Origin of the sequence: Kitasatospora sp. NBC_01246, from assembly GCF_036226505.1 — a bacterium.
GTDB lineage: Bacteria > Actinomycetota > Actinomycetes > Streptomycetales > Streptomycetaceae > Kitasatospora.
The window spans coordinates 7481734-7506030 of sequence record NZ_CP108484.1 but is presented as its reverse complement, the minus strand read 5'-3'; the positions used below and the strand labels follow the sequence as shown (position 1 = coordinate 7506030).

Below are 24297 nucleotides of genomic sequence, written 5' to 3'. Positions count from 1 at the left end.
ACCTCGATCCTGGGGGTCTAGATCCGTAGTCTAGACTGAAATTCTAGTCAGTGCGCCGGAGGCGTGGCGGCCGCGTACGCGCGACCGGCCCGCCGCCCGGCGATCCACCTGCCCGACCCCCACCCAGGAGGCACCCGCATGACGCGCGGATTCGACGTTGTGGAGACCTGTATCGCCGACCTGCGCGAGGCACTGGAGAAGGGCCGGACCACCGCGGTCGAGCTGCTCGACGCCTACCTCGCACGGATCGACGCGTACGACCGGCCCGGCACCGCCACCGCCCTCAACGCGATGGTCGTGATGAACCCGGACGCCCGCGCCGAGGCCGAGGCCTCCGACGCTCGCCGCGCGCGCGGCGAGACGCTCGGCCCGCTGGACGGCATCCCGTACACCGCGAAGGACAGCTACCTCGCGAAGGGGCTGACGGCCGCCGCCGGTTCGCCGGCCTTCGAGCACCTCGTCGCCCAGCGCGACGCCTTCGCCATCGAGCGGCTGCGCGCGGGCGGCGCCGTCCTCATCGGCCTGACCAACATGCCGCCGATGGCCAACGGCGGCATGCAGCGCGGCGTCTACGGCCGCGCGGAGAGCCCGTACAGCGCCGACTGGCTCACCAGCGCCTACGGCTCCGGCTCCTCCAACGGCTCCGGCACCGCGACCGCCGCGTCGTTCGGCGCGTTCGGCCTCGGTGAGGAGACCTGGTCCTCGGGCCGGGCCCCCGCCTCCAACAACGCGCTGTGCGCCTACACGCCCAGCCGCGGCGTGATCTCGGTGCGCGGCAACTGGCCGCTCGTGCCGACCATGGACGTCGTGGTCCCGCACACCCGCACCATGGCCGACCTGTTCGAGCTGCTCGACGTCATCGTCGCCGACGACCCGGAGACCCGCGGCGACCTGTGGCGCGCCCAGCCGTGGGTGCCGCTGCCCGCCGCCTCCCGGGTGCGGCCCGCCTCCTACCCGGCCCTCGCCCCCGCCGACGCCGGGGCGGCGCGCGCCGCGCTCGCCGGCAAGCGCGTCGGCGTGCCCAGGATGTACATCAACGCCGACCCCGAGGCCGGGACGAACCCCGAGGGCGGCATCGGCGGCCAGACCGGACAGCGGATCGACACCCGCCCCTCGGTGATCGCCCTGTGGGAAGCCGCACGCCGCGACCTGGAGGCCGCCGGCGCCGAGGTCGTCGAGGTCGACTTCCCCGTCGTGTCGAACTACGAGTCCGACCGCCCCGGCACGCCCTCGCTGCTCACCCGCGGCCTGGTCGGCCGTGACTACCTCACCGTCGAGATCGAGGACCTCTCCGCCTGGGCGTGGGACGACTTCCTGCGCGCCAACGCCGACCCCGCGCTCGCCACCCTGGCCGAGGTCGACGGCGACCGCATCTGGCCCAAGCAGCAGGGCGAACTCCCCGACCGCTACGACGGCTTCGACGACACCATCGGCGACTACCCGCGCTTCGTCCGCGAGCGCCCGTACGCCTCCTTCACCGACATGCCGCACCTCGAAGCGGGCCTGCGCGGACTGGAGGAGACCCGCCGGGTCGACCTGGAGGAGTGGATGGACGAACTGCGCCTGGACGCCGTCGTGTTCCCCGCGGTCGCGGATGTCGGCCCCGCCGACATGGACGTCTCCGAGGCGTCCGCCGACCTCGGCTGGCGCAACGGCGTCTGGGTCGCCAACGGCAACCTGGTCCCCCGCCACCTCGGCATCCCCACGGTGACCGTGCCCATGGGCACCATGACCGACACCGGCATGCCCGTCGGCCTCACCTTCGCCGGCCGCGCCTACGACGACAACGCGCTCCTGACCCTCGGCGCCGCCTTCGAGGCGACGGCCCCCCGCCGCACGGAACCGCCGCGCACCCCTCGACTGCCCGCCGAGTGACGTGACGGGGCGGAGCGGGGCGGGGGCGGGGCGGGGGTCTCCCCGCTCCGCTCCGCCGCTGGCGTGGGACGCGAGGGCGCGCCGCCCGACATCTCCGCCGACGTCCGAATGTGTCCCGATCGATCAGGAATCGAGAAGCGCGGGCCACGGCGTTGCCCCTAGCCTGCACGCCATGGACATCAGCATTCACACCACCACCCTTCCGCACGACGACCCGGACGCGTCGCTGGTCTTCTACCGCGACGTCCTGGGCTTCGAGGTCTGCAGCGATGTCGGGCAGGGCAGGATGCGCTGGATCACGGTCGGCCCGGCCGGGCAGCCGGGCACGTCGATCCTGCTGGCGCCGCCCGCCGCCGACCCCGGCATCAGCGAGGACGAGCGCCGCACGATCACCGAGATGATGGCCAAGGGCACCTACGGCTGGATCCTGCTGGCCACCCCGGACCTCGACGCCACCTTCGAGAAGGTGCAGGCCGGTGACAGCGAGGTCGTCCAGGAGCCGACCGACCAGCCGTACGGCGTCCGCGACTGCGCGTTCCGCGATCCCGCGGGCAATCTGATCCGCATCCAGGAACTGCGCTGAGCCGTACGGGTACCGGCGCGGCTGTGCGAGCCGCCGCGCGACCACCCGTGAGGGGTACCGGCGGCACGTGGACGCGTCCGGGGGGCAGCCGTCTCGGCCACCCCCGGTCACTCGAAGACGCCGATGGGCAGGGCAGACGGAGAACGAGGGGGTTCCCATGTGCAGGCCGGAATGGCGGCGAGCGCTCGTCCAGGCGCAGCGCCTGGCCGACTTCGCGCGGTTGCGCCGCGTCCGCGATCGGATCGACCGGGAGTACGCGCGGCCGCTGGACGTGGCGGCGCTCGCCCGCGACGCGAACATGCCCGCCGGGCAGCTGAGTCGGGAGTTCCGCGCCGCTTACGGCCGGTCGCCGTACGCGTATCTGATGGCGCGTCGCATCGAGCGGGCGGCGGCGCTGCTGCGGCGGGGCGACCTCGGCGTCACCGAGGTCTGCCGCGCGGTCGGCTGCGCGTCGCTGGGTACGTTCACCACCCGCTTCACCGAGCTGGTCGGCATGCCGCCAGGAGCCTTCCGGCGCCGGGCGGCGGACGCGGCGGGTGCGGCGGACGCGGCGGCCGGCCGTCCCGCTCCCGCGGCGGGGCCGGCGATCATCCTGGACGGGATGCCCGCGTGGGTCGCGAGGCGGGTCGCGAGACCGGTCAGGAATCGAGAAGCCCCGGCCGCCGGGCAGCGCCTAGCGTGATGGTCATGGCAACCACCGCTTCCACCGCAGCCCACACGTCCCTCTCCTCCGTCACCCTTGAGGTGGCCGACCCCGAGGCCGCCCTCCGCTTCTACCGCGCCTTCGGCGTGGACGCGCACATCCGCCTGCGGGCGTCCGGGGCGCACTCCTCCGGCTTCCGCGGCTTCACCCTGGCGCTCACGGTGTCCGGGCCCGCGACCGTCGACGGCTTCGTCGGCGCCGCCGTGGACGCCGGGGCAACCGTCCTGAAGCCCGCCGCGAAGTCGCTGTGGGGCTACGGCGGCGTCGTCCAGGCCCCGGACGGGACGATCTGGAAGATCGCGACCTCCGCGAAGAAGGACAGCGGCCCCGCCACCCGCGAGATCGACGAGGTCGTCCTACTGCTCGGCGTCGAGGACGTGAAGGCCACCAAGCAGGTCTACGTCGACCGGGGCCTGACCGTGGCCAAGAGCTTCGGCGGCAAGTACACCGAGTTCGCCCCCGGTCGGGCCGGCACCGTCAAGCTGGCGCTGTACAAGCGCCGCGCGCTGGCCAAGGACCTCGGCGTCCCCGTCGACGGCACGGGCTCGCACCGCATCGTGCTCGGCAGCGACGCCGGGGCCTTCACCGACCAGGACGGGTTCGTCTGGGAGGCCGCCGAGGCGCTCGCCCCCACGCCGTCCTGACGACGGGCCGCGCCTCCGACGGGCCACCGGGTCCTGCGCGCCCAACCCCGCTCGATCGTCCGCGCCGCCGACGACAGCCGGGCCCCGGCCCGGATCGCCGACGCGTACACCCCCACACATCGCGTACACCTCCACCAGTAGCGCACACACATCCACCAGTACAAGGAGTGAGCCATGAAGGCGCACGTCAGCTCCATCCTCCTCGGCGTCCGGGACATGGACCGGGCCAAGCGGTTCTACACCGAGGGGCTCGGCTGGAAGATCCAGAACGACTACGGCGTCTCGGTGTTCTTCGCATCGGACGGCGCCTCGCCGGTCGGCTTCTACGGCCGCGAGGGCCTGGCCGACCTGGTCGGCACGGACCAGGAGGGCAGCGGCTTCAGCGGCCTGGTCCTGACTTACGTCGTCCGTAGTGAGGCACGGGTCGACGAGATCATGACGGAGGCCCAGCAGGCCGGCGCCACCGTCCTCAAGCCCGCCGGCGCTCTGCCGTGGGGCGGGTACGGCGGCACCTTCGCCGACCCGGAGGGCTACATCTGGAGCCTCGGCTACAGCGCCCAGGGAACCGACCAGCCCTACGCCGAGTAACCGCGATCGCGCAGGACCCACGAGCGGGTCGCGAGCCCCGTGACCCGCGCCCGCTCGGACGCCCCGCGGCGACCGCTACCGCCGGGACGGCCGCCCCACCCCCGGCGCCTCACGTGATCCGTCTGCCGGTCGGCCCAGACGAGGGACCCGCCGCCGTCGAGCGTCAGCACGGAGCCGGACGCGAAGGCCGACGTTCCAGCCAGGGGTATCCACTGGGGCCAGGGCCCGACGGTCGCCTTTCGCGCCGCGGTGGGGGCGCCCTTCGTGGCTACTTGCTGTTGAGGCTGGTGTGGTTCCACCAGCCCTGGCGCCCGGCGGTGAAGCTGACCTCGCGGCTGCCGGATGGAACTGCCCCTGCATCGGCTTCGGCTTCTCGGGATCGATGTAGTCGGAGTCGGGTTTGAAGGTGAGGATGGTCCTTCCGCAGAACGTCTGGTACGGGGCTCCTGCGATGCGCCGGGCCGCATAGCCGCCGACGGGGCGGACCACCGATGCCGAGTCGCGGCGGCCGGCAACCACTCGACCCGTCGGCCGGGCTGTCTTCTGTACGGCCCCATCCGAGAGCCCGCCGGCGACGGGCTCGACCCCCGGCTCGACCCCTGGTCCGCCCCCAGGAGCGACGCCCCGCGCGACTCCGGACGCGTCTGCGCGGGGCCCCCGGTCCGGCCGAGGCGGGTTTCTTCCGGCGGCTGAACATTCGTTGACCTGGTTCGGGTCAGCTGCCAGGCTGTCGGACGTGAGCCAATCCGAGCGCCTTGTGGGCCGCCTGCACGTCGATCTACGACGACACGCGAGCGCCATCTGTGCTGTCTGCCACTGACCGGCGCCCCTTGGCGCTGACGCGCTCCTCTCACCTGTCGGCCTGAACCGGCACGGTCGCCCTACCGGCACGGTTGCCTTACCGGCACGGTTGCCCTGACGTCGCGGCCGCAGCTCCGGGCTGTCGCCGTACCCGGCCGTGCCGTCCTGCGCGGCCTCCGCGCCCTAGGCGCCCCGCCCCGGCCCTGTGCGCCGGGTGCGCTCCTGTTCACCATCAGCCGTTCACCCGCCTCGCCGCGTGACGCGCAGCCCTGCCGCGCGTCCCCGTCGGCGTACCCAGCCGACCCCGCAAAGGACCTCCCCATGCCCGTGACCTCATGGCCCGCTCCCCCACCCACCTCCCGACGCCGGTTCCTCACGCTGGCCGCGGTCGCGGCGGCGGCCGCCGCCTGCGGCCGGGCGACGGCGGCCGGCGGCGCCGAGACGAAGAAGCTCCGCTACCAGGGCTGGGTCGGGCAGGTGACGTTGCCCGAACTCGCCGAGGATCTCGGCTACTTCGGCGACGTGAAGCTGGAGTGGGTGGGTAACACGATCAGCGGCCCGCAGGACATCCAGTCGGCGGCGACCGGGCAGACGGACTTCGGCGGGGCGTTCAACGGCGCCGTCGTCAAGCTGATCGCGGCCGGGGCCCCGGTGAAGGCGGCGATCAGCTACTACGGCGTCGACGCCGCCTCCTACAACGGCTACTACGTGCTGGAGGACAGCCCGATCCGCTCCGCCCGGGACCTGGTCGGCAAGAAGGTCGGGATGAACACGCTCGGCGCCCACGTCGAGGCGGTGCTGGACACCTACCTCCAGCGCAACGGCTTCGCCGCATCGGAGTTGCGCCGGGTCGAGCGGATCGTCGTGCCCCCGGTGAACACCGAGCAGGCGCTGCGCCAGAAGCAGATCGAGGTCGCCTCGCTGGGCGGCGTCCTGCGGGACAAGGCGCTGGCGGCGGGCGGGATCAGGCCGCTGTTCAGCGACTTCGACCTGCTGGGCGCCTTCAGCGCCGGCACGTACGTGCTGACCGACAGGTTCCTCAACCAGAACCCGACCACGTCGAGGGTCTTCGTCACGGGGGTCGCGAAGGCGATCGAGTGGGCCCGGACGACGCCGCGCGAGGAGGTGATCGCCCGGAGCACGGACATCATCAAGCGCCGTGGCCGCAACGAGGACGTCGCGGCGCTCCAGTACTGGAAGTCCTTCGGCGTCGCCGAGCCCGGCGGCCGGATCACGGACCAGACCTTCCAGCTCTGGATCGACTGGCTGACCGCCCACGGTGACATCAAGGCCGGGCAGGTCAAGGCGGCCGACCTCTACACCAACCAGTTCAACGGCTACTCGGCCGCCTCGCCCACTCCCACCGCCGGGAGCTGAGCCCGCGATGACCGATCACATCAGCCTCCGCCAGGTCACCAAGACGTTCCCGGTCCGGGGGCGTGCGGGAGACCGCCCACCCTCCGGGTTCATCGCCCTCGATTCGGTCGAACTCGACGTCGCCAAGGGCGAGTTCCTGACGGTCGTCGGACCGAGCGGCTGCGGGAAATCCACCTTGCTGGACCTCCTCGGGGGACTGACGGCGCCGACCTCCGGCGAGATCCTGCTCGACGGCCGGCCGGTCACCGGCCCGGGGATCGACCGCAGCATCGTCTTCCAGCAGTACGCACTGCTGCCGTGGCGGACGGCCCAGGGCAACGTGGAGTTCGGCCTGGAGGCCACCGGCGTGGCGAGGCGGCAACGGGCCGCCAGGGCACGGGAGTACCTCGACCTGGTCGGTCTCACCGGCTTCGAGGACCGCCACCCGCACGAACTCTCCGGCGGCATGAAGCAGCGGGTCGCGATCGCCCGCAGTCTCGCGTACGACCCGGCCGTCCTGTTGATGGACGAACCGTTCGCGGCGCTCGACGCACAGACCCGCGAGTCGCTCCAGGACGAACTACTGCGGATCTGGCGGCGGACGGGCAAGACCGTCGTGTTCATCACCCATGGCATCGAGGAGGCGGTCTACCTGGGCGGTCGCGTCGCGGTGCTCACGTCGCGGCCGGGCCGGGTGAAGGAAGTCGTCCCGATCGACCTGGGTGAGCGTGCGGCCGGTCACGACCTGCGATCCAGCCCGGAGTTCGCCCGCTACCGCCACCGGATCTGGAGCCTGCTGCACGACGAGGTCAGCCGTGCGCAGCAGTTGGAGAGAGAGGTCAGCCGCATATGAGCACCGATCTGAACCCGCGCGCGGCGGTGGACGTGCGGACGCTCCCCGTCGAACCCCGGCCTACGGTCGAACCGCCCCCGGGCGGGGTATCAGCCCCGAGCAGTGCATCGACCCCGCCACCGGCCCCGGGTGGGACGGCGGCCCCGGCGCCGGCCCTCCGGTCGAGGGTGCCGCGCCGTCTGCTGCGGCTACTGCTGAGCGGCGCCACGAAATCCGTGGCGATCGTCGCGCTGCTGCTGCTCTGGGAGCTCGCCCCGCGGTTCGAGCTGGTGGACCCGACCTTCCTGCCGCCGTTCAGCGAGGTGCTGGGCGCCTGGTACGGGCTGCTGCAGAACGGCCAGCTGGCCGACAACACGCTGGCCAGCCTGACCCGTTCGCTCAGCGGCTTCGGCCTGGCGGTGGTGATCGGTGTGCCGCTCGGCCTGCTGATCGGCTGGTACCGGCCGGTGGCCGACCTGCTCAGCCCGCTGCTGGAGCTGTTCCGCAACACGGCGGCGCTCGCCCTGCTCCCGGTGTTCGTGCTGATCCTCGGCATCGGCGAGACGTCCAAGATCTCGATCGTGCTGTACGCCTGCCTGTGGCCGATCCTGCTCAACACCATCAGCGCGGTGCGCAGTGTGGACCCGACGCTGATCCGGCTCGCCCGCTCGCTGGACCTCTCCGCGCCCCGGCTGTTCCAGAAGGTGATCCTGCCCGCCTCGGTGCCGGTGGTCTTCACCGGCGTCCGGCTCGCCGGGGCGGTGTCGATCCTGGTACTGGTGGCCGCCGAGATGGTGGGGGCGAAGGCGGGACTCGGCTATCTGATCAACGCGTCGCAGTACAACTTCGCGATCCCGCAGATGTACGCGGGGATCGTGACGATCTCCGTCATCGGGCTGGTCTTCAACCAGCTGCTGGTCGCGCTGGAGCGCCGGTTCACCGCCTGGCGCGCCCCGCTGGGCGGTTGAGAGGCCTGACATGAGTACACGACAGGAGCTCACGACCGACGTCCTGGTGGTCGGCGGCGGCCCGGCGGCCACCTGGGCGGCGCTGGACGCGGCCCGCGCGGGCGCGGACGTCGTCCTGGCCGACAAGGGGTACTGCGGGACGAGCGGCTCGACGGCGGCAGGCGGCACCGGTGTCTGGTACGTCGACCCGGAGCCGGTGCGGCGCGAGGCGGCGATGGCGAGCCGGGAGGCGCTCGGCGGCTACCTGGCCGACCGTCGCTGGATGACCAGAGTCCTCGACCAGACCTACGCCAACATGAACGAGCTGGCGGAAAGCGGGAGTTATCCCTTCCCGACCAGTCCGGACGGCCGCCAGCTGCGGAACGGTCTGCAGGGCCCCGAGTACATGCGCCGGATGCGGATCCGGGTGCGGCGGGCGGGTGTCCGCATCCTCGACCACAGCCCCGTCACCGAACTGCTCACCGCCATCGACGGTTCGGTCGCCGGTGCTGCGGGCCACCGCCGGCAGGCCGGGCACCCCTTCCTGGTGCGGTCGGGCGCCGTGGTGCTCGCCACCGGGGGCTGCGCGTTCCTCAGCAAGGCACTCGGCACCAACACCAACACCGGCGACGGCGCCCTGTACGCGGCCGAAGTCGGCGCCGAGCTCTCGGGGATGGAGTTCTCCAACGCCTACGGCATCGCGCCGGAGCACACCTCGGTGACCAAGACCGCCTTCTACTCGTACGCCAGTTTCACCACGGCGGACGGTGCCCCGTTGGAGGGCGCGGCCAGCCAGGGCGGCCGTTCGGTGATCGCCCGTTCACTGCTGGCGGGGAACAAGGTGTACTGCCTGCTGGACCGCGCCGACGAAGCGGCCCGACGCGCGATGCGCCTGGCCCAGCCCAACTTCTTCCTGACCTTCGACCGGCTGGGCATCGACCCGTTCACCGACCGGTTCGCCGTCACCCTGCTCGCCGAGGGCACCGTGCGCGGCACCGGCGGCATCCGGATCGCGGGCGACGACTGCCGCACCACCGTCCCCGGCCTGTACGCCGCCGGGGACGCCGCCACCCGTGAGGAGATCTGCGGGGGCTTCACCGGCGGCGGCAGCCACAACGCGGCATGGGCGATGTCCTCGGGCACCTGGGCCGGGCGAGGCGCCGCCGGGTACGCGCGTGCGCTCGGGCCCGGTGCCCATCGTCGTACGCTCGCCCCAGCCGGCCGGGCCGGGCTGCGCCCCACCGGGACGCCCGGCGGGGACGCCCGCGAGATCGTCACCACCGTCCAGCACGAGGTGCTTCCGTACGACAAGAACTACCTCCGGCACGGGGACGGCCTCACCGGGGCGCTCACCGTGCTCGACGACGCCTGGGCGCGGCTGCGGGCCGGGTTGCGGGCCACCGGTGCGGACGCGATCCGGGCCCGGCAGGCGGCGGCGCTCGCCGCGAACGCCCGCTGGATGTACCGCTCGGCGCTCGCCCGTACCGAATCCCGGGGGATGGCCCGCCGGCTCGACCACCCCGACCAGGATCCGGCGCAGCACCACCGGATCGCCACCGGCGGCCTGGACGAGGTCTGGACCCGCCCGCTGCCCCGCACCACCACGGAGGTCACCGCATGATCGAACTCGTCTCCCCGGAACGCTGCATCGCCTGCGACAAGTGCATCAAGGTCTGCCCGACCGACGTCTTCGAGCGGGGCACCGACGGCATCCCGTCGATCGCCCGGCAGGACGACTGCCAGACCTGCTTCCAGTGCGAAGCCAACTGCCCGGTCGACGCGCTGTTCGTCGCCCCGTACACCCACCCGCAGCCGCAGGACCCGGCCGTCCGCGACGAGCGGCGGCTGACCGAGGCCGGGCTGCTCGGCAGCTACCGCGCGCAGATCGGCTGGGGCCGGGGCCGGACCCCGGGCGCGCTGCGCGCGATCGGCCCGACCCTGGGGCCGGCCGCTTCGGCCGCCCCCATCACCTCCTGACCGTCCGTACCGTACCCAGCGTCCGAAGGAGATCCCCATGACCAGCACCTTCGAGATCCGCAAGATCGGCGGCCGGATCGGCGCCGAGATCCTCGGCGTCGACACCGCCGCCGCACTCGACGCGGAGACCGTCGAGAAGCTCAACGCCGCGTTGGTGGAGCACAAGGCGCTCTTCTTCCGCGCCCAGCAGCTGGACGACGACGGCCAGACCCGCTTCGCCGCCAACTTCGGCACCCTCACCACCGCGCACCCGACCGTCCCCGCGCTCGACGGCCAGCCGAACGTCCTGGCGGTGGACAGCGAGGACGGCGGCCGGGCCAACCGCTGGCACACCGACGTGACCTTCGTCCGTACGCCTCCGAAGGCCAGCACCCTGCGCAGCCTGATCGTCCCGCCGTACGGCGGCAACACGCTGATCGCCAACACCCAGGCCGCGTACCGGGACCTTCCGGAGCAGCTGCGCGAGTTCGCCGACCGGCTCTGGGCCGTGCACACCAACGACTACGACTACGCGCAGGGAAAGGAGCTGGACGCCGCGGACCAGGAGCGCCGCCGGGTCTTCACCGCCCGCAAGTACCGCACCGTCCACCCGGTGGTACGGGTGCACCCGGAGAGCGGTGAGCGTGGGCTGTTCATCGGCGGCTTCGCGCAGTCGGTCGTCGGCCTGCCGACCGCGGAGTCCCACGACCTGCTGCGCAGCCTGCAGGCGTACGTGACCCGGCCCGAGAACGTGGTCCGCTGGCGCTGGGAGCTGGGGGACGTGGTGCTGTTCGACAACCGCGCCACCCAGCACTACGCGCCGGACGACTACGACGACCTGCCGCGCCGCCTGCACCGCGTCACCGTCGCCGGTGACGTCCCGGTGGGTGTGACGGGCGAGCCCAGCCAGGTGCTGGAGGGTGACGACGCCTCGCACTACACCTCCTGACCGGCAGCCCGGCCGCGCGGAGGACTCCGTGCGGCCGGGCCGAGGGCTGAGGGCTGCGGGCGGCCGACGCCATGGGGGAAGGCCCGGACCGAGTGGTCCGGGCCTTCCCCCGTGCAGCCGGGCGCCGGGCCGACGTGCGGGCCGGCGCCCGACCCGACGCGCGACCGTTACGACGCGCGACCGTTACGGCGCGGTGTACCGCCCGGCCGGGCGCGGCAGGCCGTAGTGCTCGCGCAGGGTGTTCCCGGTGTAGCCCTCGCGGAACAGGCCGCGTGCCCGCAGGATCGGGACCACCTGCTCGACGAAGTCGTCCAGGCCGCCGGGCAGGACGGGCGGCATGATGTTGAAGCCGTCGGCGGCGCCCTGAGTGAACCAGGTCTCGATGTGGTCGGCGAGGTGCTCGGGGGTGCCGACCACGACCTGGTGGCCACGGCCGCCGCCGAGCCGTCCGACGAGTTGGCGCAGGGTCAGCCGGTCGCGCTCGGCGAGGTCGCGGATCAGCTCGAAGCGGCTCTTGGCACCGTTGATCCGGGTGACCGGCGGCAGCGGCGGCAGCGGTTCGTCCAGTGGGTGGTCGGTGAGGTCGACGCCGAGCACCGTGGAGAGCACGCCGACCGCGCGGGCCGGGTTGATCAGCGCGTCCAGTTCCTCGTCCAGGGCACGTGCCTCCGCCTCGGTGGAGCCGAGGACGGGGACGACGCCGGGCAGGATCTTTACCCGGGCCGGGTCGCGGCCGGCCTCGGCGGTCCGTCGCTTGAGGTCGCCGTAGAAGGCCTGCCCCTCGGCCAGTGTCTGCTGCGCGGTGAACACCGCCTCCGCCCAACGGGCCGCGAAGGCCTTGCCGTCGTCCGAGGATCCGGCCTGCACGAGCAGCGGGTGGCCCTGCGGGCTGCGCGGGATGTTCAGCGGCCCGCGCACCTGGAAGTGCTTTCCGACGTGGTCGATGTCGTGCACCCGGTCCGGGGCGGCGAAGGCCCCGTTCGCAGGGTCGAGCAACAGCGCGTCGTCCTCCCAGCTGTCCCACAGGGCGGTGACCACGTCGAGGAACTCGGCGGCCCGCTCATACCGGACGGCATGGTCCTGGTTGGCGCTGCGGCCGAAGTTCTGGGCGGCGCGGTCGCCGGCCGAGGTGACGATGTTCCAGCCGGCCCGCCCGTGGCTGATGTGGTCCAGTGAGGCGAACTGCCGGGCCAGGTTGTAGGGCTCGGAGAAGCCGGTGGAGACGGTGCCGATCAGGCCGATCCTCGTGGTCACCGCAGCCAGCGCGGTGAGCAGGGTGAATGGTTCGAAGTGGCTGATCAGGCCCCATCCACCGTCGGAGCGGGCCTCGACGCCGTCGGCGAGGAACACCGAGTCGAAGGCGGCCGCCTCGGCCGTCCGGGCGAGCCTCTGGAAGTGCGCGACGTCGCCTGCGGCGGACGGGTCGGTGCGGGGGTGGCGCCAGGCGGCCTCGTGGTGGCCCACTCCCATCAGGAAGAGGTTGAAGTGAAGTTGGCGATCGGCGGGACTTTCGGGCATGGCGGAACGCTCCGGGGCTCGGCAGGCGGGCGGGAGAAAGGGGATTGACCCGATTCTCCGACCCGCCGTCCGGCCGTTCAACGATTCGCCTGGCGGTGGAATTAATGCGCCGTTGACGAGGGCTCAACGCATCGCCCGGGCGGTCGAGCTCCCGGCCGTCCGCAGCTCCATCGGCCGCTGGTAGACGCTGTCGAGCACCCCGGCGCAGGCCGCGACCGCCAGCACGTCGACGCCGAAGGCAGTGGCGGTGACCAGCTGCTCGGGTGCGGCGTTGGAGTGCAGGCGGATCTGTTCGGCCAGGTAGGGGTGCAGGCAGGGCGCCACCGACAGCCCCGCCTCACTGACCACCAGGACTTCGGGGTTGAGGACGTCCAGCAGCAGGCCGGCGGCGGGCGCGACGAGCCGGAGCCGCTCCTCGAAGAGGCGGATCGCAGCGCGGTTCCCGGCGCCGGCCAGGTCCAGCAACAGGCCGAAGTCGGGTTCGGGGACGAGGCCGAGGGCGTGGGCCCGGCGGGCCAGGGTCCGATCCGCGACGGCGGCCTGGAGGCAGCCCGTCCGTCCGCAGGAGCAGGGCTCGGTGGAGGCGGGTACGGCGAGGTGGCCGATGTCGCCCGCGCGGGACCGCCTCCCGCGCAGCACGCTGCCACCGGTGGCGATGGCCGCGTCGACGACGTTGCCGACGAACAGCTGGACCAGTTCGGTGGCCGTGCTGCCGGCGCCGAACAGCAGCTCCGCCTGGGCCAGCGCCCGGGCGTGGCTGTCGACGTGCACGGGCAGCCGGGTGGCGTCGGCCAGGACGTCGCGGACGGGGACGTCGTACCAGCCGAGCGGGCCGTGGGCGACGACGCGGCCGGTCTCGGAGTCCACCCAGCCGCCGGTGACCACCCCGAGGCCGAGCACCGAGTGGCCGGTGGCCCGGCGGCCCAGGAAACCCGGTAGGTACGCCCTGATGGTGCCCAGGACCGCGGCGGCGTCCCCGCGCCGGGGCAGGCGTTCGTGGGCGACCACCCGTCCCCGCAGGTCCAGCAGGGCGAAGGTGATCCACGGCACCCCGATGTGCACCCCGCAGGCGAGGTGGTGACGGGTGTCGATGTCCAGCGGCAGCTGCGGGCGCCCCGCCCTGGGCGGACCGTCCGGCGGTGGCAGGACGCGCAGCAGCCCGAGTCCGGTGAGGTCGGCGGTGTGCCGGGAGACGGCAGCCGGGCTGAGGCCGGTGGCCCGGCCGACGGCGCTGCGGGTCAGCGGGCCGCCGGTCAGTACCGCGCGCAGCACGGCCCCGGCCCCGCCGCCCTCGGTGGGCGACGCGGTCCTGCCGTGCGTGGGCGGGGCGACCAGGGAGAGCATGCGGTCGATGCTCCCAGCAGCGTGTTGCACAGGCGTGGCGCGAGCGTGAAGCAGCCCCGCCCGGTGCCCGACCAGACCGGCCCGCCTACCTCGCGGACCGCTTCCGCTGGGCGGCGATCACGTCCCGATACCAGCCGTACGAGGCCCTGGGGGTCCGCTTCTGCGTCTCGAAGTCGACATGGACGAGACCGAATCTCTGACTGAACCCCTCGGCCCATTCGTAGTTGTCGAGCAGTGACCAGGTGTAGTAGCCGCGCACGTCCACGCCGTCGGCGACCGCTGCGGCCACCGCGTCGAGGTGGCCGGCGAGGTAGTCGACGCGGGGCTGGTCGTCGAGGGTTTCGGTGGTCGAGCAGCCGTTCTCGGTGATGGTGACGGGCGGGAGGGCGGCGCCGTAGCGCTGGCGGAGGCCGACGAGGAGTTCGCGCAGGCCGTCGGGGACGACGGGCCAGTCGAAGGCGGTGCGGGGGACGCCCTCGATGGGGGCTTCGGTGAAGGGGAGGCCGGGGTCGGTGGGGGCGGCGATGCGGGTGGGGTTGTAGTAGTTGACGCCGAGGCCGTCGAGGGGCGTCCCGGCGATCAGCTTCAGGTCGCCGTCCCGGACGCTGCCGCCGAGGTCGGGGCCGACGCCGTAGGCGGCGAGGTCGGGGTAGCGGCCGAGCAGGAGCGGGTCGCTGAACAGGCGGTTGTGCAGGGCGTCGTAGGCCTGCGCGGCGACCAGGTCGGCTTCCGAGGAGGAGGCGGGCCAGACCGGGGTGAGGTTGTTGGCGATCATCACCTCCAGGCCGCGCTCGCGCAGGGCGGCAGCGGCCAGGACGTGGCCGAGCAGCTGGTGGTGGGCGGCCGGGAGTGCGTCCAGCATCAGGGTCCGGCCGGGGGCGTGGATGCCCATCGCGTAGCCGTAGACCATGTGCACGAAGGGCTCGTTGAGGGTGATCCAGGCGGGTACCCGGTCGCCGAGCCGGTCCGCGGCCACCGCCGCGTACTCGGCGAACCGGTACGCGGTGTCGCGGTTCAGCCAGCCGCCGGCGTCCTCCAGAGCCTGCGGCAGGTCCCAGTGGAAGAGCGTGGGCAGCGGGGTGATCCCGGCATCCAACACGGCGTCCACCAGCCGGTCGTAGAAGTCGAGCCCGGCGGGATTGACCGGGCCCGCGCCGGTGGGCTGCACGCGAGGCCAGGCGATCGAGAACCGGTAGCCGTCCAGCCCGAGGCCCCGCATCAGCGCGATGTCCTCGGGATACCGGTGGTAGTGGTCGCAGGCCACCGCCCCGGTGTGCCCGTCCCGCACCGCGCCGGGCCGGGCGGCGAACACGTCCCAGACCGAAGGCCCGCGGCCGTCCTCCTCGACGGCCCCCTCGATCTGGTAGGCCGCCGTGGAGACGCCCCAGCGGAACCCGGACGGCAGTTCAAGTCGAGCCTGCATGACAACCTCCTACAGAAACGCGAGGAGGGCTCATGTTACTGGCCGGACGCCGAAGCACCAGAGGTGGACGGCCAGGACATCCGGAGGTTGACGTGCCACCGCGGACACGTCGACATCGGCGACCCCGCGCCGACATCGCCCCGGAAGCCTGACCAAGCCCCGGGCGCGGGCGAGTTGCGCCGACCGCACCCGGCCGGCAAGGGTGGCCACCCGGCCCGGCGGAAGCGCCGGGCCGGGTGGCCGGGGCGGGTCAGCCGACGGGGTTGAGCGCCCACTGCTGGTTCGTCTTCGCCGGGCCGCCCGGGGACCACTGGATCACGGGGGTCGTGTCACTCGGGTCCCCGCCGGAGACGTCGAGGACGAGGCCGCTGTTGAAGTTGACGACGGCCGAGGTGGTGCCGTTCACGTTGACCTTGCCCCAGCGCTGGTTGGCGCCGCCGTTGCACGTCCACTGGTCGACCGCGGTGCCCCGGTCGGTGCTCCAGCCCGGCACCTCAAGGCACTTACCGCTGTACACGTTCACGAGGAAGCCGTCGCTGATCCGCCACTGCTGCGCGGTGTCGGAGCACCAGGACGACTGCCGGACCGGCGCACCGTCGTCGGTGCGGAAGTCCACGACTCCCAGGCACTTGCCGGTCTCGGCGTTCTGGAGCGCCACCGCGGAGTCGGCCGAGAGCGGGACGTAGGACATCCCGGACGCCGAGGCCGGGGCGGCGGCCAGCAGCCCGGCGCCGAGCCCGAGGGCGACCGCAGTGGCGGCGGAGCCGAGACGGCGCTTGGCAAGGACGTGGTTGTTCATGGTTCCCCCATGGGATCTCTGTACCTGTGCTTCGGATCGAGACACCCGGGCTTCCCGACCGTCTCAACCTCATAGACGTGCCGACCCCGGTGAGGTTGCAGGTGTCCTGGAACTATTTTTGACGCCCCGTCGGACCTCCGCGTGCCCCTCACCGCCCGGGCAGCCCGGTCGCCGGGGGCTCCTCCGCGTCGGGCGCGACCGGGCGGGGTAGAGGGCGGGTGACCTGTCGGCGGGGTGGAGGGACTGTGCCGTGCCTTGGTGGGTGCTGCTTGTCGTCGCCTACGGGTCGACCGCGGCCTGCGCCGTCCGGTACCGGCGCGCGCTCCGCGTCTTCCTGGACGCTCCGGTCGTTCCGCGGGCGCCCGGCGAGGAGTTCACGCTCTACGAGGTGGCCTTCCTGCAGCTCTACGAGGACCGGGTCGCCCGGGCGGCCATGGCCGCGATGGTGCTGGGCGGGCGGCTGAGGGCGCGGGACAAGGTGCTCACCGTCATCGATCCCGTGCCGCGCGACGCGGTCGAAGCCGACGTGATCAAGGTGATCGGGCTTTCGCCGAGCCGCCGGACCTGGCGCCGGATGAACCGGTTCCAGCGGAGCCGGGCCGTCCTCGCGATCGGTGACCGGCTCGGCGACCAGGGGCTGGTGCGGCACCCCGGCCGGTCCCGGGCGGCGCAGCGGAGCCACACCTGGCTGGTGTGGGCCCAGGTGGCGTCCGTCGCGATGGGACTGACCGCCGTCGGCCTGGCCGCCGCCGAGGGAGGCCGCGCGTTCCTGGTCCCGCTCGTGGCCACGGCCGTCCTCCTCGCGGTCGGCTGGAAGGCCGCCGCCCCGCCGGTGAGCGGCCACTACTGGCACTGCAGCCGGACGGACGCGGGGCGGGCCGCGCTGGAGGCCCACTACGCCGACCACGAGCCGTGGATCCCCCGCACCAACGACGATCTCTCCGCGCACGATGCCGAGTTGCTCGCCACCGCCGTTCGTCGGGGCGGCTTCACCGGCAGGCTCGGCCCCCTCTCCGGGGCCGTCTCCTGGCCCGAAGGTCCGCATACCGGGCCGCCCGTCGACGACCCCCCGGGGCTCGGCGGTCTCTGACGCGACGCCGGGCCCGGCGCCCGACCTGGCACCCGGAACGGCGCCCGGCCCGGCCCCGGGGCGGGCGCCAGGAGGTCGCCCGCCGCCCCTCCCCCGTCGGACGACGGGTGCCACCGGGATGCTACCCGTCGGTACGATGCCACCCCTGCACGGAACAGGCACAGCACAGCAGGGGCACCGCAGGGCGCGGCACGGCACAGGCGGGACGGGGACGATGGGGATACGGCTGCTCGGACCGGTCGAGCTGTGGCGCGCGGACGGCGAGGCCGCCGCGGTCGGCGGTGCGAAGCGGCGGGCGGTGCTCGCCCTGCTCGCGCTGGAGCTGGGCCGGACGGTGGCGGTCGAGCGGCTCTTCGAGCTGATGTGGGGCGACGAGCCGCCGATCCAGGCGAAGGCGGCGTTGCAGGGGCACGTCGCGGCGCTGCGCAAGGTGCTGGCCGGCTCGGGGTTCACGCTCACCACCCGCGCGCCCGGCTACCGGCTCGACGGCGACCCCGGGGCGGTCGACGCCCTCGCCGCCGGGGCACTGGCCGCGCGGGCCGCCGAGACAACCGACGACGCCACCGCCGCCGGGCTGCTCCAGCGGGCGCTCGGGCTCTGGCGCGGCGCCGCCCTGGCCGATCTTCCGGCCACCCCGCTCTGCACCGATCTGGCCGGCCGGCTCGACGAGGGCCGGACCGAGGCCCTGACCGCGTGGGCGCGGCGCCAGCTGCGGCTCGGCCTGGGCCACGCGGCCGTCCCCGTCCTGGAGCAGAGCGTCCGCGCGGACGGACTGCGGGAGCCCACCGCGGCCCTGCTGATGCGCTGTCTGCACCAGAGCGGTCGCGGTGCGGACGCACTGCGCGTCTACCACCGGGCCCGTGCCCGGCTGGACGAGGAACTGGGCGTCGCACCGGGGCCCGCGCTGCAGGCAGCCCTGGCCGAGCTGCCGGCCACCGACCGCCCCGGCCGGGGCGCCCCTTCCCGTCAGGCCCCCGACACCCCCGACACCTCCGACACCTCCGACAACACGGCCGCCGTCGAGCCGCCGGTGGCCGTCGGGGACCTGCCCGGGCCGCCCCGGGGCTTCGTCGGGCGCTCGTCGGAGCACCACTGGCTCGGCCGGCAGTGCGGGCCCGACCGGACCGGGGACGGCCTGGCCGTGGTGACCGGCCCCGCCGGGGTGGGAAAGACCGCGACGGTGCTCCACTGGGCCCACCGCGTCGCGGCGGGCTTCCCGGACGGCGTCCTCTTCGCGGACCTGCGCGGCTTCGACCCCGCCGGTCCGGGCGACCCGGCCCGGGCCCTGGGCCGCTTCCTCCGCGCGCTCGGCCTCCCCGAGCAGGCGATCCCGGAGGACCGGGCCGCGCGCGCGGCACTGTTCCGTGACCGCACCCAGGGGCGCCGGCTGCTCGTCGTGCTGGACAACGCGCGGTGCGCCGCCGAGGTGGCCGACCTGCTGCCGTCCGGGCCCGGCTGCGCCACCGTGATCACCAGCCGGAACAGCCTGGAGGACCTGGTCGTCACCGACGGCGCCGCGCTGCTCCAGCTCGCCGCCCTGCCGTCCGCCGACGCGCACCGCCTGCTGGAGCGCCTGCTCACCGCCGAGCGCGTGGCGGCGGAGCCGGAGCCGGCCGGGCGGCTGATCGGTCTCTGCGACCGGCTCCCGCTGGCGCTGCGGATCGTGGCCGCCCGGCTCGCCGCCCGCCCGGGCTGGCGGATCGCCGACCTGGTGGACGAGCTGAGCGACGAGGGCACCCGGCTGGCCGCGCTCGGCACCCAGGGCGGGGCGGTCAGCGTCCGGGCGGCGCTCACCCTGACGCACCACCATCTCCCGGACGGCGCGCGGAGCCTGCTCGCGCTGCTGACCGTGCACCCGGGCAGCACCACCGACCCGTACGCGGCCGCCGCGCTGCTGGACACCGACGCCGAGGGCGCCCGGCACGCGCTCGGCCCGCTCACCGCGCACCACCTACTGGCGGAGCAGACGCCCGGTCGCTTCGGCCGGCACGACCTGGTCCGGCTCTACGGTTCGGAGCTGTTCGCCCGCTTCGCCCCCGAGCGGCAACGGGCGGCGTTCCGGCGCCTGGTCGACTACGAGCTCGTCGCGACCGGCCTGGCGGTCCGGCGGATCAACCCGTACCACGAGCCGTTCCGGCCGGCCGGGCCCGGGCCGCGCGCGCTGCCGCGGCTCGGCGACGTCCGGTCCACGCTCGCCTGGTGCCACGCCGAGGAGCCGGTGCTCCGCGCGCTGGTGACGGCCGCGACCGATCGCGGCGAGTACGAACGCGCGTGGCGCCTGGCCCGGTCGGCCTCGATCCTCTACTACGGCGCCGGGCGGGTCGCCGACCGGCTCGACTGCCTGCGGGTCGGGCTGCGGGCCGCCCGGCTGGACGGCGGCCGGGAGGGGCTGGCCGCCATGGAGGCGGCGACGGCCTGCGCCCTCGGCTCCAGCGGACGCGTCGCCGAGGCGCTGCCGCTCGCCGGGCGGGCCGTCGGCCGGACCACCCCGGACGACGGCGAACTGCACATCCACGCCCTCTCCGTACGGTCCTCGATGGCCGCCCTGTCCGGCGACCCGGCCGAGGCGGACCGGATCGCGCGGGCCGCCCTCGCCCTCATCCGGGCGAGCGGACTGCGCGAGCACGCCGCCACCGTGCTCAGCAACGCGGCGGCGATCAAGGTGGTGCTGGGCGAGCCGGCGGCCGCGCTGGAGCACGCCCGCGAGACGCGCGCGCTGCTGTCCGACCGTCCGACCGCCAACGCCCACCTGTGGGCGATGGTCAGCGAGGCCCTCGCCCGGCAGGCGCTGGGCGAACCGGAGGCGGCCGAACGGGTCTGGCGGGAGGCGCTGCACCTGTGCGGGTCGAGCGGCAACGTCCGGCTGCACGCCCTGGTGCGGCGTCACTTCGCCGACTTCCTGGCGGGGACGGGACGCACCGAGGAGGCCGGCGACCAGCTCCGGGCGGCGGGCGAGCTGTACACCGCGCACGGGGACGTCCGGCTGGCCGAGGACCTGGACGGGCGGCTGGCCGGACCGGCGGGCCGCCGGACCCCGGCGGGCCCGACCGCGATCGCGCCCACCCCCCGGGCCCGCCACGGCCTGCGACTCGCCTAGCACGGGACACCGGAGACGAGATGACCATCCATCACCTGAACTGCGCCACCATGTGCCCCGTCGGGGGCCGGCTGCTCCTGGGCAGCGGCGGACCGCTGATCGGCCGGCTGACGGCCCACTGCCTGCTGGTGGAGGGCGCGGACGGACTGGTCCTGGTCGACACCGGGTTCGGGACCGCTGACGTCGCGGACCCGCGGCGGCTCGGGCGGTCCTTCCTGCGGACGGTCCGGCCCCGGCTCCGGCCGGCCGCCACCGCGGTGCACCGGATCCGCGCGCTCGGCCACGACCCGCGCGACGTCCGCGACATCGTCCTGACCCACCTCGACCCCGACCACGCCGGCGGGATCGGCGACTTCCCGCACGCCCGGGTCCACGTCCTGGCCGACGAGCTCCGGGCCGTCGAGGCCCTGGCGACCCGCGGGGAACGCGACCGCTACCGCCCGGTCCAGTGGGCCCACGGTCCGCGCTGGGTGAAGCACCGACCGGACGCCGCCACCGAGAGCTGGTACGGCTTCCGCGCGATCCCGGCGCCCTGGCGCGGGGGCCCCGACCTGCTGCTCGTGCCCCTGCCGGGGCACACCCGCGGCCACTGCGGCGTCGCCGTCCGGGAGGCCGACCGCTGGCTGCTGCACTGCGGCGACGCCTACTTCTCGCAGACGGACGTCGACCCCGCCGCACCCCGCCGCCCGCCCGGGCTGACGGCCTTCCAGCGCATGATGGCGTTCGACAACGGCGCCCGCCTGCAGAACCGGGAACGCCTGCGCGAACTGCGCCGCGCGCACCACGACGAGGTCCGACTGATCTGCGCCCACGACCCGGCCGACTTCCCCCGCCCCCCGGCACCGCACCCGGGACGGCCCTGACCCGCGGGTGGGTCCGGGCGCCGGCGGGTACGTCGGGGTACCGGCGGGTACGTCGGGGCGCGTCGGGGCGCGGCGCCCCGACGACGGCCCCGGACCGCCGGGTCGCTACTCCGGGGAGCCGCCGGCCACCGCCACCGGCCGCCGCGTGGCGGCGACGGCGCCCCCGACCGCCTTCAGCGCGTCGACCTCGCCCTTGCCGAAGAAGCCGTTGTCGCCCTCGGTGCCGACGCAGCGGGTGTCCGAGGCGGGGCACGGCTGAGGGTCGGCCTGGGCGGCGAGGCGCTCGCGGATCCCGGCCGGGGTGAGCGACGGGTCGGTGCTCGCGATCAGCGCGGCGACACCCGTGACGTGCGGGGAGGCCATCGAGGTGCCGCTCATCATGCCGTAGCCCCCGCCGGGCACGGTCGAGTACACGTCCGCGTCACCGTCGCCGCCCGGCGCCGCGAGGGCGATGACGCCCTCGCCGTAGTTGGAGTAGGACGCCCAGCCGCCGCCGACGGCCGTGGAGGCGACGGCCACCACACCCGGAAGCTCGGCGGGGACGTCGAGGCAGGCCTTGGTGACGGTCCGTTCGAAGGGCTCGGAGTCGCTGGGGCTCGACGTGTCCGTCGGCGTTCCGGCGAAGTCCTGGTTGGCGTTGCCGGCGGCGGCGACCTGGAGCGATCCCCGGCTCTCGGCGTACTCCTGGGCGCGCCTGACGCCCTCGATGATGGCGGCCTGATCCGGGTTGTCCGGGCAGTTGAACAGCCACGGGTCGGTCTCGTTGCTGCTGTTGGTCACCCGGAAGCCGTGGTCACCGGCCCAGACGAGCCCGCACACGGCGTTCTCGGCGTAGGTGAGGCTGCCCGGCTCCGCGGTCCGGACCGAGGCGATCTCCACGCCCGGGGCGACACCGACGACGCCCACGCCGTTCCTGGCCGCGGCTATGATCCCCGCGACGTGGGTGCCGTGCGAGCCGATGGCGCGCCAGGATCCGGCCCGGGTATCGGTCCTGCCGTAGGCGCAGGAGACGGAGTCAGCGGCGTCGAAGTTGGGCGCGAGGTCCTGGTGCAGGTCGTCCACACCGGTGTCCAGCACGCCGACCTTGACGGTGCGGGAGCCGGTGGTCACGTCCCAGGCCTGGTCGGCCCTGATCTGGCTCATGTTCCAGCCGACGGTCTCGTCGGGGGCCTCGTCCGACTCGTCGGGGGCGGCCGGCACCGCCGGGGCGTAGGCGTCGGCCGGCACGTCGGCGGTGCGGGTGGCGCCCACCTGCTGGATCCCGGGCACGCCCCGCAGCGTGGTCGCGAAGTCGCCGGTGGTCGAGTGCGCGACGACCACGCCGATCGCGTCGTAGGAGGCGAAGACCGTGCCCCCCTTCGCCACCACGGCGGCCTTGGCGGAGTGGACGTCGGCGGGTGCGCTGATCACCAGGTACGAGCGGATCCCGGCGGACCAGCCGGGCGGGGCCGCCTCCGGCGTGGAGGCGGGGATGGCCGTGAGCACCGCGGGGACGCCGACCGCCACCGCGGTCAGGGCGGCGACAGCGAGGACCCGACGACCGGTCCGCCGACGTACCAGGGGTGACATGTGTTCTCCGATCAGCCCGTCTGCAAGGCGTTCGCACGAGGTCTCGACGCAACGTGCCAGGGCAATGATCCCTTGAACCGGGGACCGCTCACGACACACCCCTGTCACCCGCCGGAACAGCACCGGTCTCCGGCCCCGCGGCCGGCCCTCTCCCACGGCCGGCCCTTCCCGCGGGCGGCCGCGCGCCGGTCAGGGCTTGACGGCCACGGCGGCGTAGGCGGAGGCCTCGGCCTCGGTGATCTCCGGGCCGGAGCCGTCCGGATCGGGCCGCCAGCGGTGGGTGGCCACCACACCGGGGTCGCGGATCTCCCAGCCGTCGAGGAAGCTCCGGACCTCCTCCCGGCCGCGCATCCGCACCGGGGTGCCGGCGGCGGCGTACACCTGGCTGACGCGCTCGGCGGCGGCGGGCGCGAAGTCCGCCGTGCCGTGGCTGATCACGAGGGCGCTGCCGGGGGCGAGCGCGCTCTTGAGCCGGTCCACCACGGCGTGCGCCTGCCGCTCGTCCGGGATGAAGTGCAGGAGCGCCACGAGGCTGAGGGCCACCGGCCGCGCCAGGTCCAGGGCCTCCCGCAGCTCCGCGGACTCCAGGATGGCCTCGGGCTTGTGGACGTCGGCCTGGAGGTAGACCGTGCGGCCCGCCGGGTTGGAACGCAGGAGGGCCTGGGCGTGGGCGAAGACGATCGGGTCGTTGTCCGTGTAGAGCACCCGGGCCTGCGGATTGACCTGCTGGGCGATCTCGTGGAGGTTGGGGCTGGTCGGGATGCCGGTACCGATGTCCAGGAACTGGTCGATCCCCGTACCGGCCAGGAAGCGGATGGACCGGTGCATGAACGCCCGGTTCGCCCGGGCCGCGACGGGCGCCCAGGGAAAGACGGCCAGGGCCTGCCCCGCGGCCTCGCGGTCGGCCGCGAAGTTGGTCGTCCCACCGAGGTAGTAGTCGTACATCCGGGCCGAGTGCGCCCGGTGCAACTGCAGATCGACCTCGACGCCGTCGTGACTTCCCCTGCTCCCCGCCATCTGTCTCCCCCGCCTTGTCGGCCCGTGGGCCGCGCCACCCCCATGCGCCATGCGGCGCGCGCTCAGGCGCGCCAGGGCGCACCTCTCAGTGGAGACATCTGCCCACGACCGATGCCGGTCAACCGGCGCGGCGGCCGCTGCGACCGGCGCCTCACTGAACCGGTCCAACCTATGCCACCGGCATGTGACGATCCATCAGTATCGTCTGCGTATTCATCATATTACTTTCAGTCAGTATTCTTGATTCTCTCTTTGCACACAGCCGCCCCTGCTGCGCTTGCATGTTCCACGGGGGCCTCAACCGTTCCCTCGCTCAGGCTCGGTGGCCCCACACCGCAGACAC

At 73.9% G+C, this 24297-nt stretch carries 20 protein-coding genes; 14 read left to right on the top strand and 6 right to left on the bottom strand.

Features of this window, described 5'->3' with window-relative positions:
- Positions 1 to 138 precede the first annotated feature (138 nt).
- The 11 genes from OG618_RS31875 (at position 139) to OG618_RS31825 (ending at position 11234) form a co-directional block, all read left to right on the top strand.
- The gene (locus tag OG618_RS31875) at positions 139 to 1875 is read left to right on the top strand and encodes an amidase (RefSeq protein WP_329491055.1); all 1737 of its coding nucleotides are present in this window, start codon (positions 139 to 141) and stop codon (positions 1873 to 1875) included.
- Positions 1876 to 2047: 172 nt separating this feature from the next.
- Positions 2048 to 2458 carry a VOC family protein gene (locus tag OG618_RS31870; RefSeq protein ID WP_329491054.1) on the top strand — a complete coding sequence of 137 codons (411 nt, stop codon included), beginning with the start codon at positions 2048 to 2050 and terminating at the stop codon, positions 2456 to 2458.
- A gap of 157 nt (positions 2459 to 2615) precedes the next feature.
- A complete protein-coding gene (locus OG618_RS31865) occupies positions 2616 to 3140 on the top strand; it encodes a helix-turn-helix transcriptional regulator (RefSeq protein ID WP_329491053.1) in 525 nt (174 codons plus the stop codon).
- Positions 3140 to 3805 carry a glyoxalase gene (locus OG618_RS31860; protein WP_442906895.1) on the top strand — a complete coding sequence of 222 codons (666 nt, stop codon included), beginning with the start codon at positions 3140 to 3142 and terminating at the stop codon, positions 3803 to 3805. The genes OG618_RS31865 and OG618_RS31860 overlap by 1 nt, the downstream gene beginning before the upstream one ends.
- Positions 3806 to 3979: 174 nt before the next feature.
- Entirely contained in the window at positions 3980 to 4393 is a 414-nt protein-coding gene (locus OG618_RS31855) for a VOC family protein (protein WP_329491050.1), read from the top strand.
- Between the two features lie 1122 nt (positions 4394 to 5515).
- A complete protein-coding gene (locus OG618_RS31850; RefSeq protein WP_329491049.1) occupies positions 5516 to 6571 on the top strand; it encodes an ABC transporter substrate-binding protein in 1056 nt (351 codons plus the stop codon).
- Between the two features lie 7 nt (positions 6572 to 6578).
- Positions 6579 to 7403: an ABC transporter ATP-binding protein gene (locus tag OG618_RS31845; RefSeq protein WP_329491048.1), complete on the top strand. Its 825-nt coding sequence runs from the start codon at positions 6579 to 6581 to the stop codon at positions 7401 to 7403.
- Positions 7404 to 7618: 215 nt separating this feature from the next.
- Positions 7619 to 8350, top strand: coding sequence for an ABC transporter permease (locus tag OG618_RS31840; protein ID WP_442906894.1), 732 nt, complete (start codon positions 7619 to 7621; stop codon positions 8348 to 8350).
- A 10-nt stretch (positions 8351 to 8360) separates the two neighbouring features.
- Entirely contained in the window at positions 8361 to 9950 is a 1590-nt protein-coding gene (locus OG618_RS31835) for an FAD-binding protein (RefSeq protein WP_329491046.1), read from the top strand.
- Positions 9947 to 10306: a 4Fe-4S dicluster domain-containing protein gene (locus tag OG618_RS31830; RefSeq protein WP_329491045.1), complete on the top strand. Its 360-nt coding sequence runs from the start codon at positions 9947 to 9949 to the stop codon at positions 10304 to 10306. The genes OG618_RS31835 and OG618_RS31830 overlap by 4 nt, the downstream gene beginning before the upstream one ends.
- A 37-nt stretch (positions 10307 to 10343) precedes the next feature.
- On the top strand, positions 10344 to 11234 hold the full coding sequence (locus OG618_RS31825) for a TauD/TfdA dioxygenase family protein (protein WP_329491044.1): 891 nt from the start codon (positions 10344 to 10346) through the stop codon (positions 11232 to 11234).
- Positions 11235 to 11417: 183 nt separating this feature from the next.
- Here the strand turns inward: OG618_RS31825 and OG618_RS31820 are convergent, their stop codons facing one another.
- The 4 genes from OG618_RS31820 to OG618_RS31805 form a co-directional block, all read right to left on the bottom strand.
- Positions 11418 to 12752, bottom strand: a complete 1335-nt coding sequence (locus tag OG618_RS31820; protein ID WP_329491042.1) for an LLM class flavin-dependent oxidoreductase — start codon at positions 12750 to 12752, stop codon at positions 11418 to 11420.
- A gap of 123 nt (positions 12753 to 12875) precedes the next feature.
- The gene (locus OG618_RS31815; RefSeq protein ID WP_329491041.1) at positions 12876 to 14096 is read right to left on the bottom strand and encodes an ROK family transcriptional regulator; all 1221 of its coding nucleotides are present in this window, start codon (positions 14094 to 14096) and stop codon (positions 12876 to 12878) included.
- Between the two features lie 85 nt (positions 14097 to 14181).
- A complete protein-coding gene (locus OG618_RS31810) occupies positions 14182 to 15519 on the bottom strand; it encodes a GH1 family beta-glucosidase (RefSeq protein ID WP_329491040.1) in 1338 nt (445 codons plus the stop codon).
- Positions 15520 to 15769: 250 nt separating this feature from the next.
- Positions 15770 to 16318, bottom strand: a complete 549-nt coding sequence (locus OG618_RS31805) for an RICIN domain-containing protein (RefSeq protein ID WP_329491039.1) — start codon at positions 16316 to 16318, stop codon at positions 15770 to 15772.
- A gap of 262 nt (positions 16319 to 16580) precedes the next feature.
- Between OG618_RS31805 and OG618_RS31800 the strand changes: the two genes are divergently transcribed.
- The 3 genes from OG618_RS31800 to OG618_RS31790 all read left to right on the top strand — a co-directional run bounded on the left by OG618_RS31800 (position 16581) and on the right by OG618_RS31790 (position 21368).
- Positions 16581 to 17408: a TIGR04222 domain-containing membrane protein gene (locus OG618_RS31800; protein ID WP_329491038.1), complete on the top strand. Its 828-nt coding sequence runs from the start codon at positions 16581 to 16583 to the stop codon at positions 17406 to 17408.
- A gap of 214 nt (positions 17409 to 17622) precedes the next feature.
- Entirely contained in the window at positions 17623 to 20505 is a 2883-nt protein-coding gene (locus tag OG618_RS31795; RefSeq protein ID WP_329491037.1) for an AfsR/SARP family transcriptional regulator, read from the top strand.
- A gap of 20 nt (positions 20506 to 20525) precedes the next feature.
- A complete protein-coding gene (locus OG618_RS31790) occupies positions 20526 to 21368 on the top strand; it encodes an MBL fold metallo-hydrolase (protein ID WP_329491036.1) in 843 nt (280 codons plus the stop codon).
- A 105-nt stretch (positions 21369 to 21473) separates the two neighbouring features.
- Here OG618_RS31790 and OG618_RS31785 read toward each other — a convergent pair whose 3' ends face one another.
- Both OG618_RS31785 and OG618_RS31780 read right to left on the bottom strand, forming a co-directional pair.
- The gene (locus OG618_RS31785) at positions 21474 to 22937 is read right to left on the bottom strand and encodes a S8 family peptidase (RefSeq protein WP_396490585.1); all 1464 of its coding nucleotides are present in this window, start codon (positions 22935 to 22937) and stop codon (positions 21474 to 21476) included.
- Between the two features lie 189 nt (positions 22938 to 23126).
- Entirely contained in the window at positions 23127 to 23954 is an 828-nt protein-coding gene (locus tag OG618_RS31780) for an SAM-dependent methyltransferase (protein ID WP_329491035.1), read from the bottom strand.
- Between the last annotated feature and the right edge of the window lie 343 nt (positions 23955 to 24297).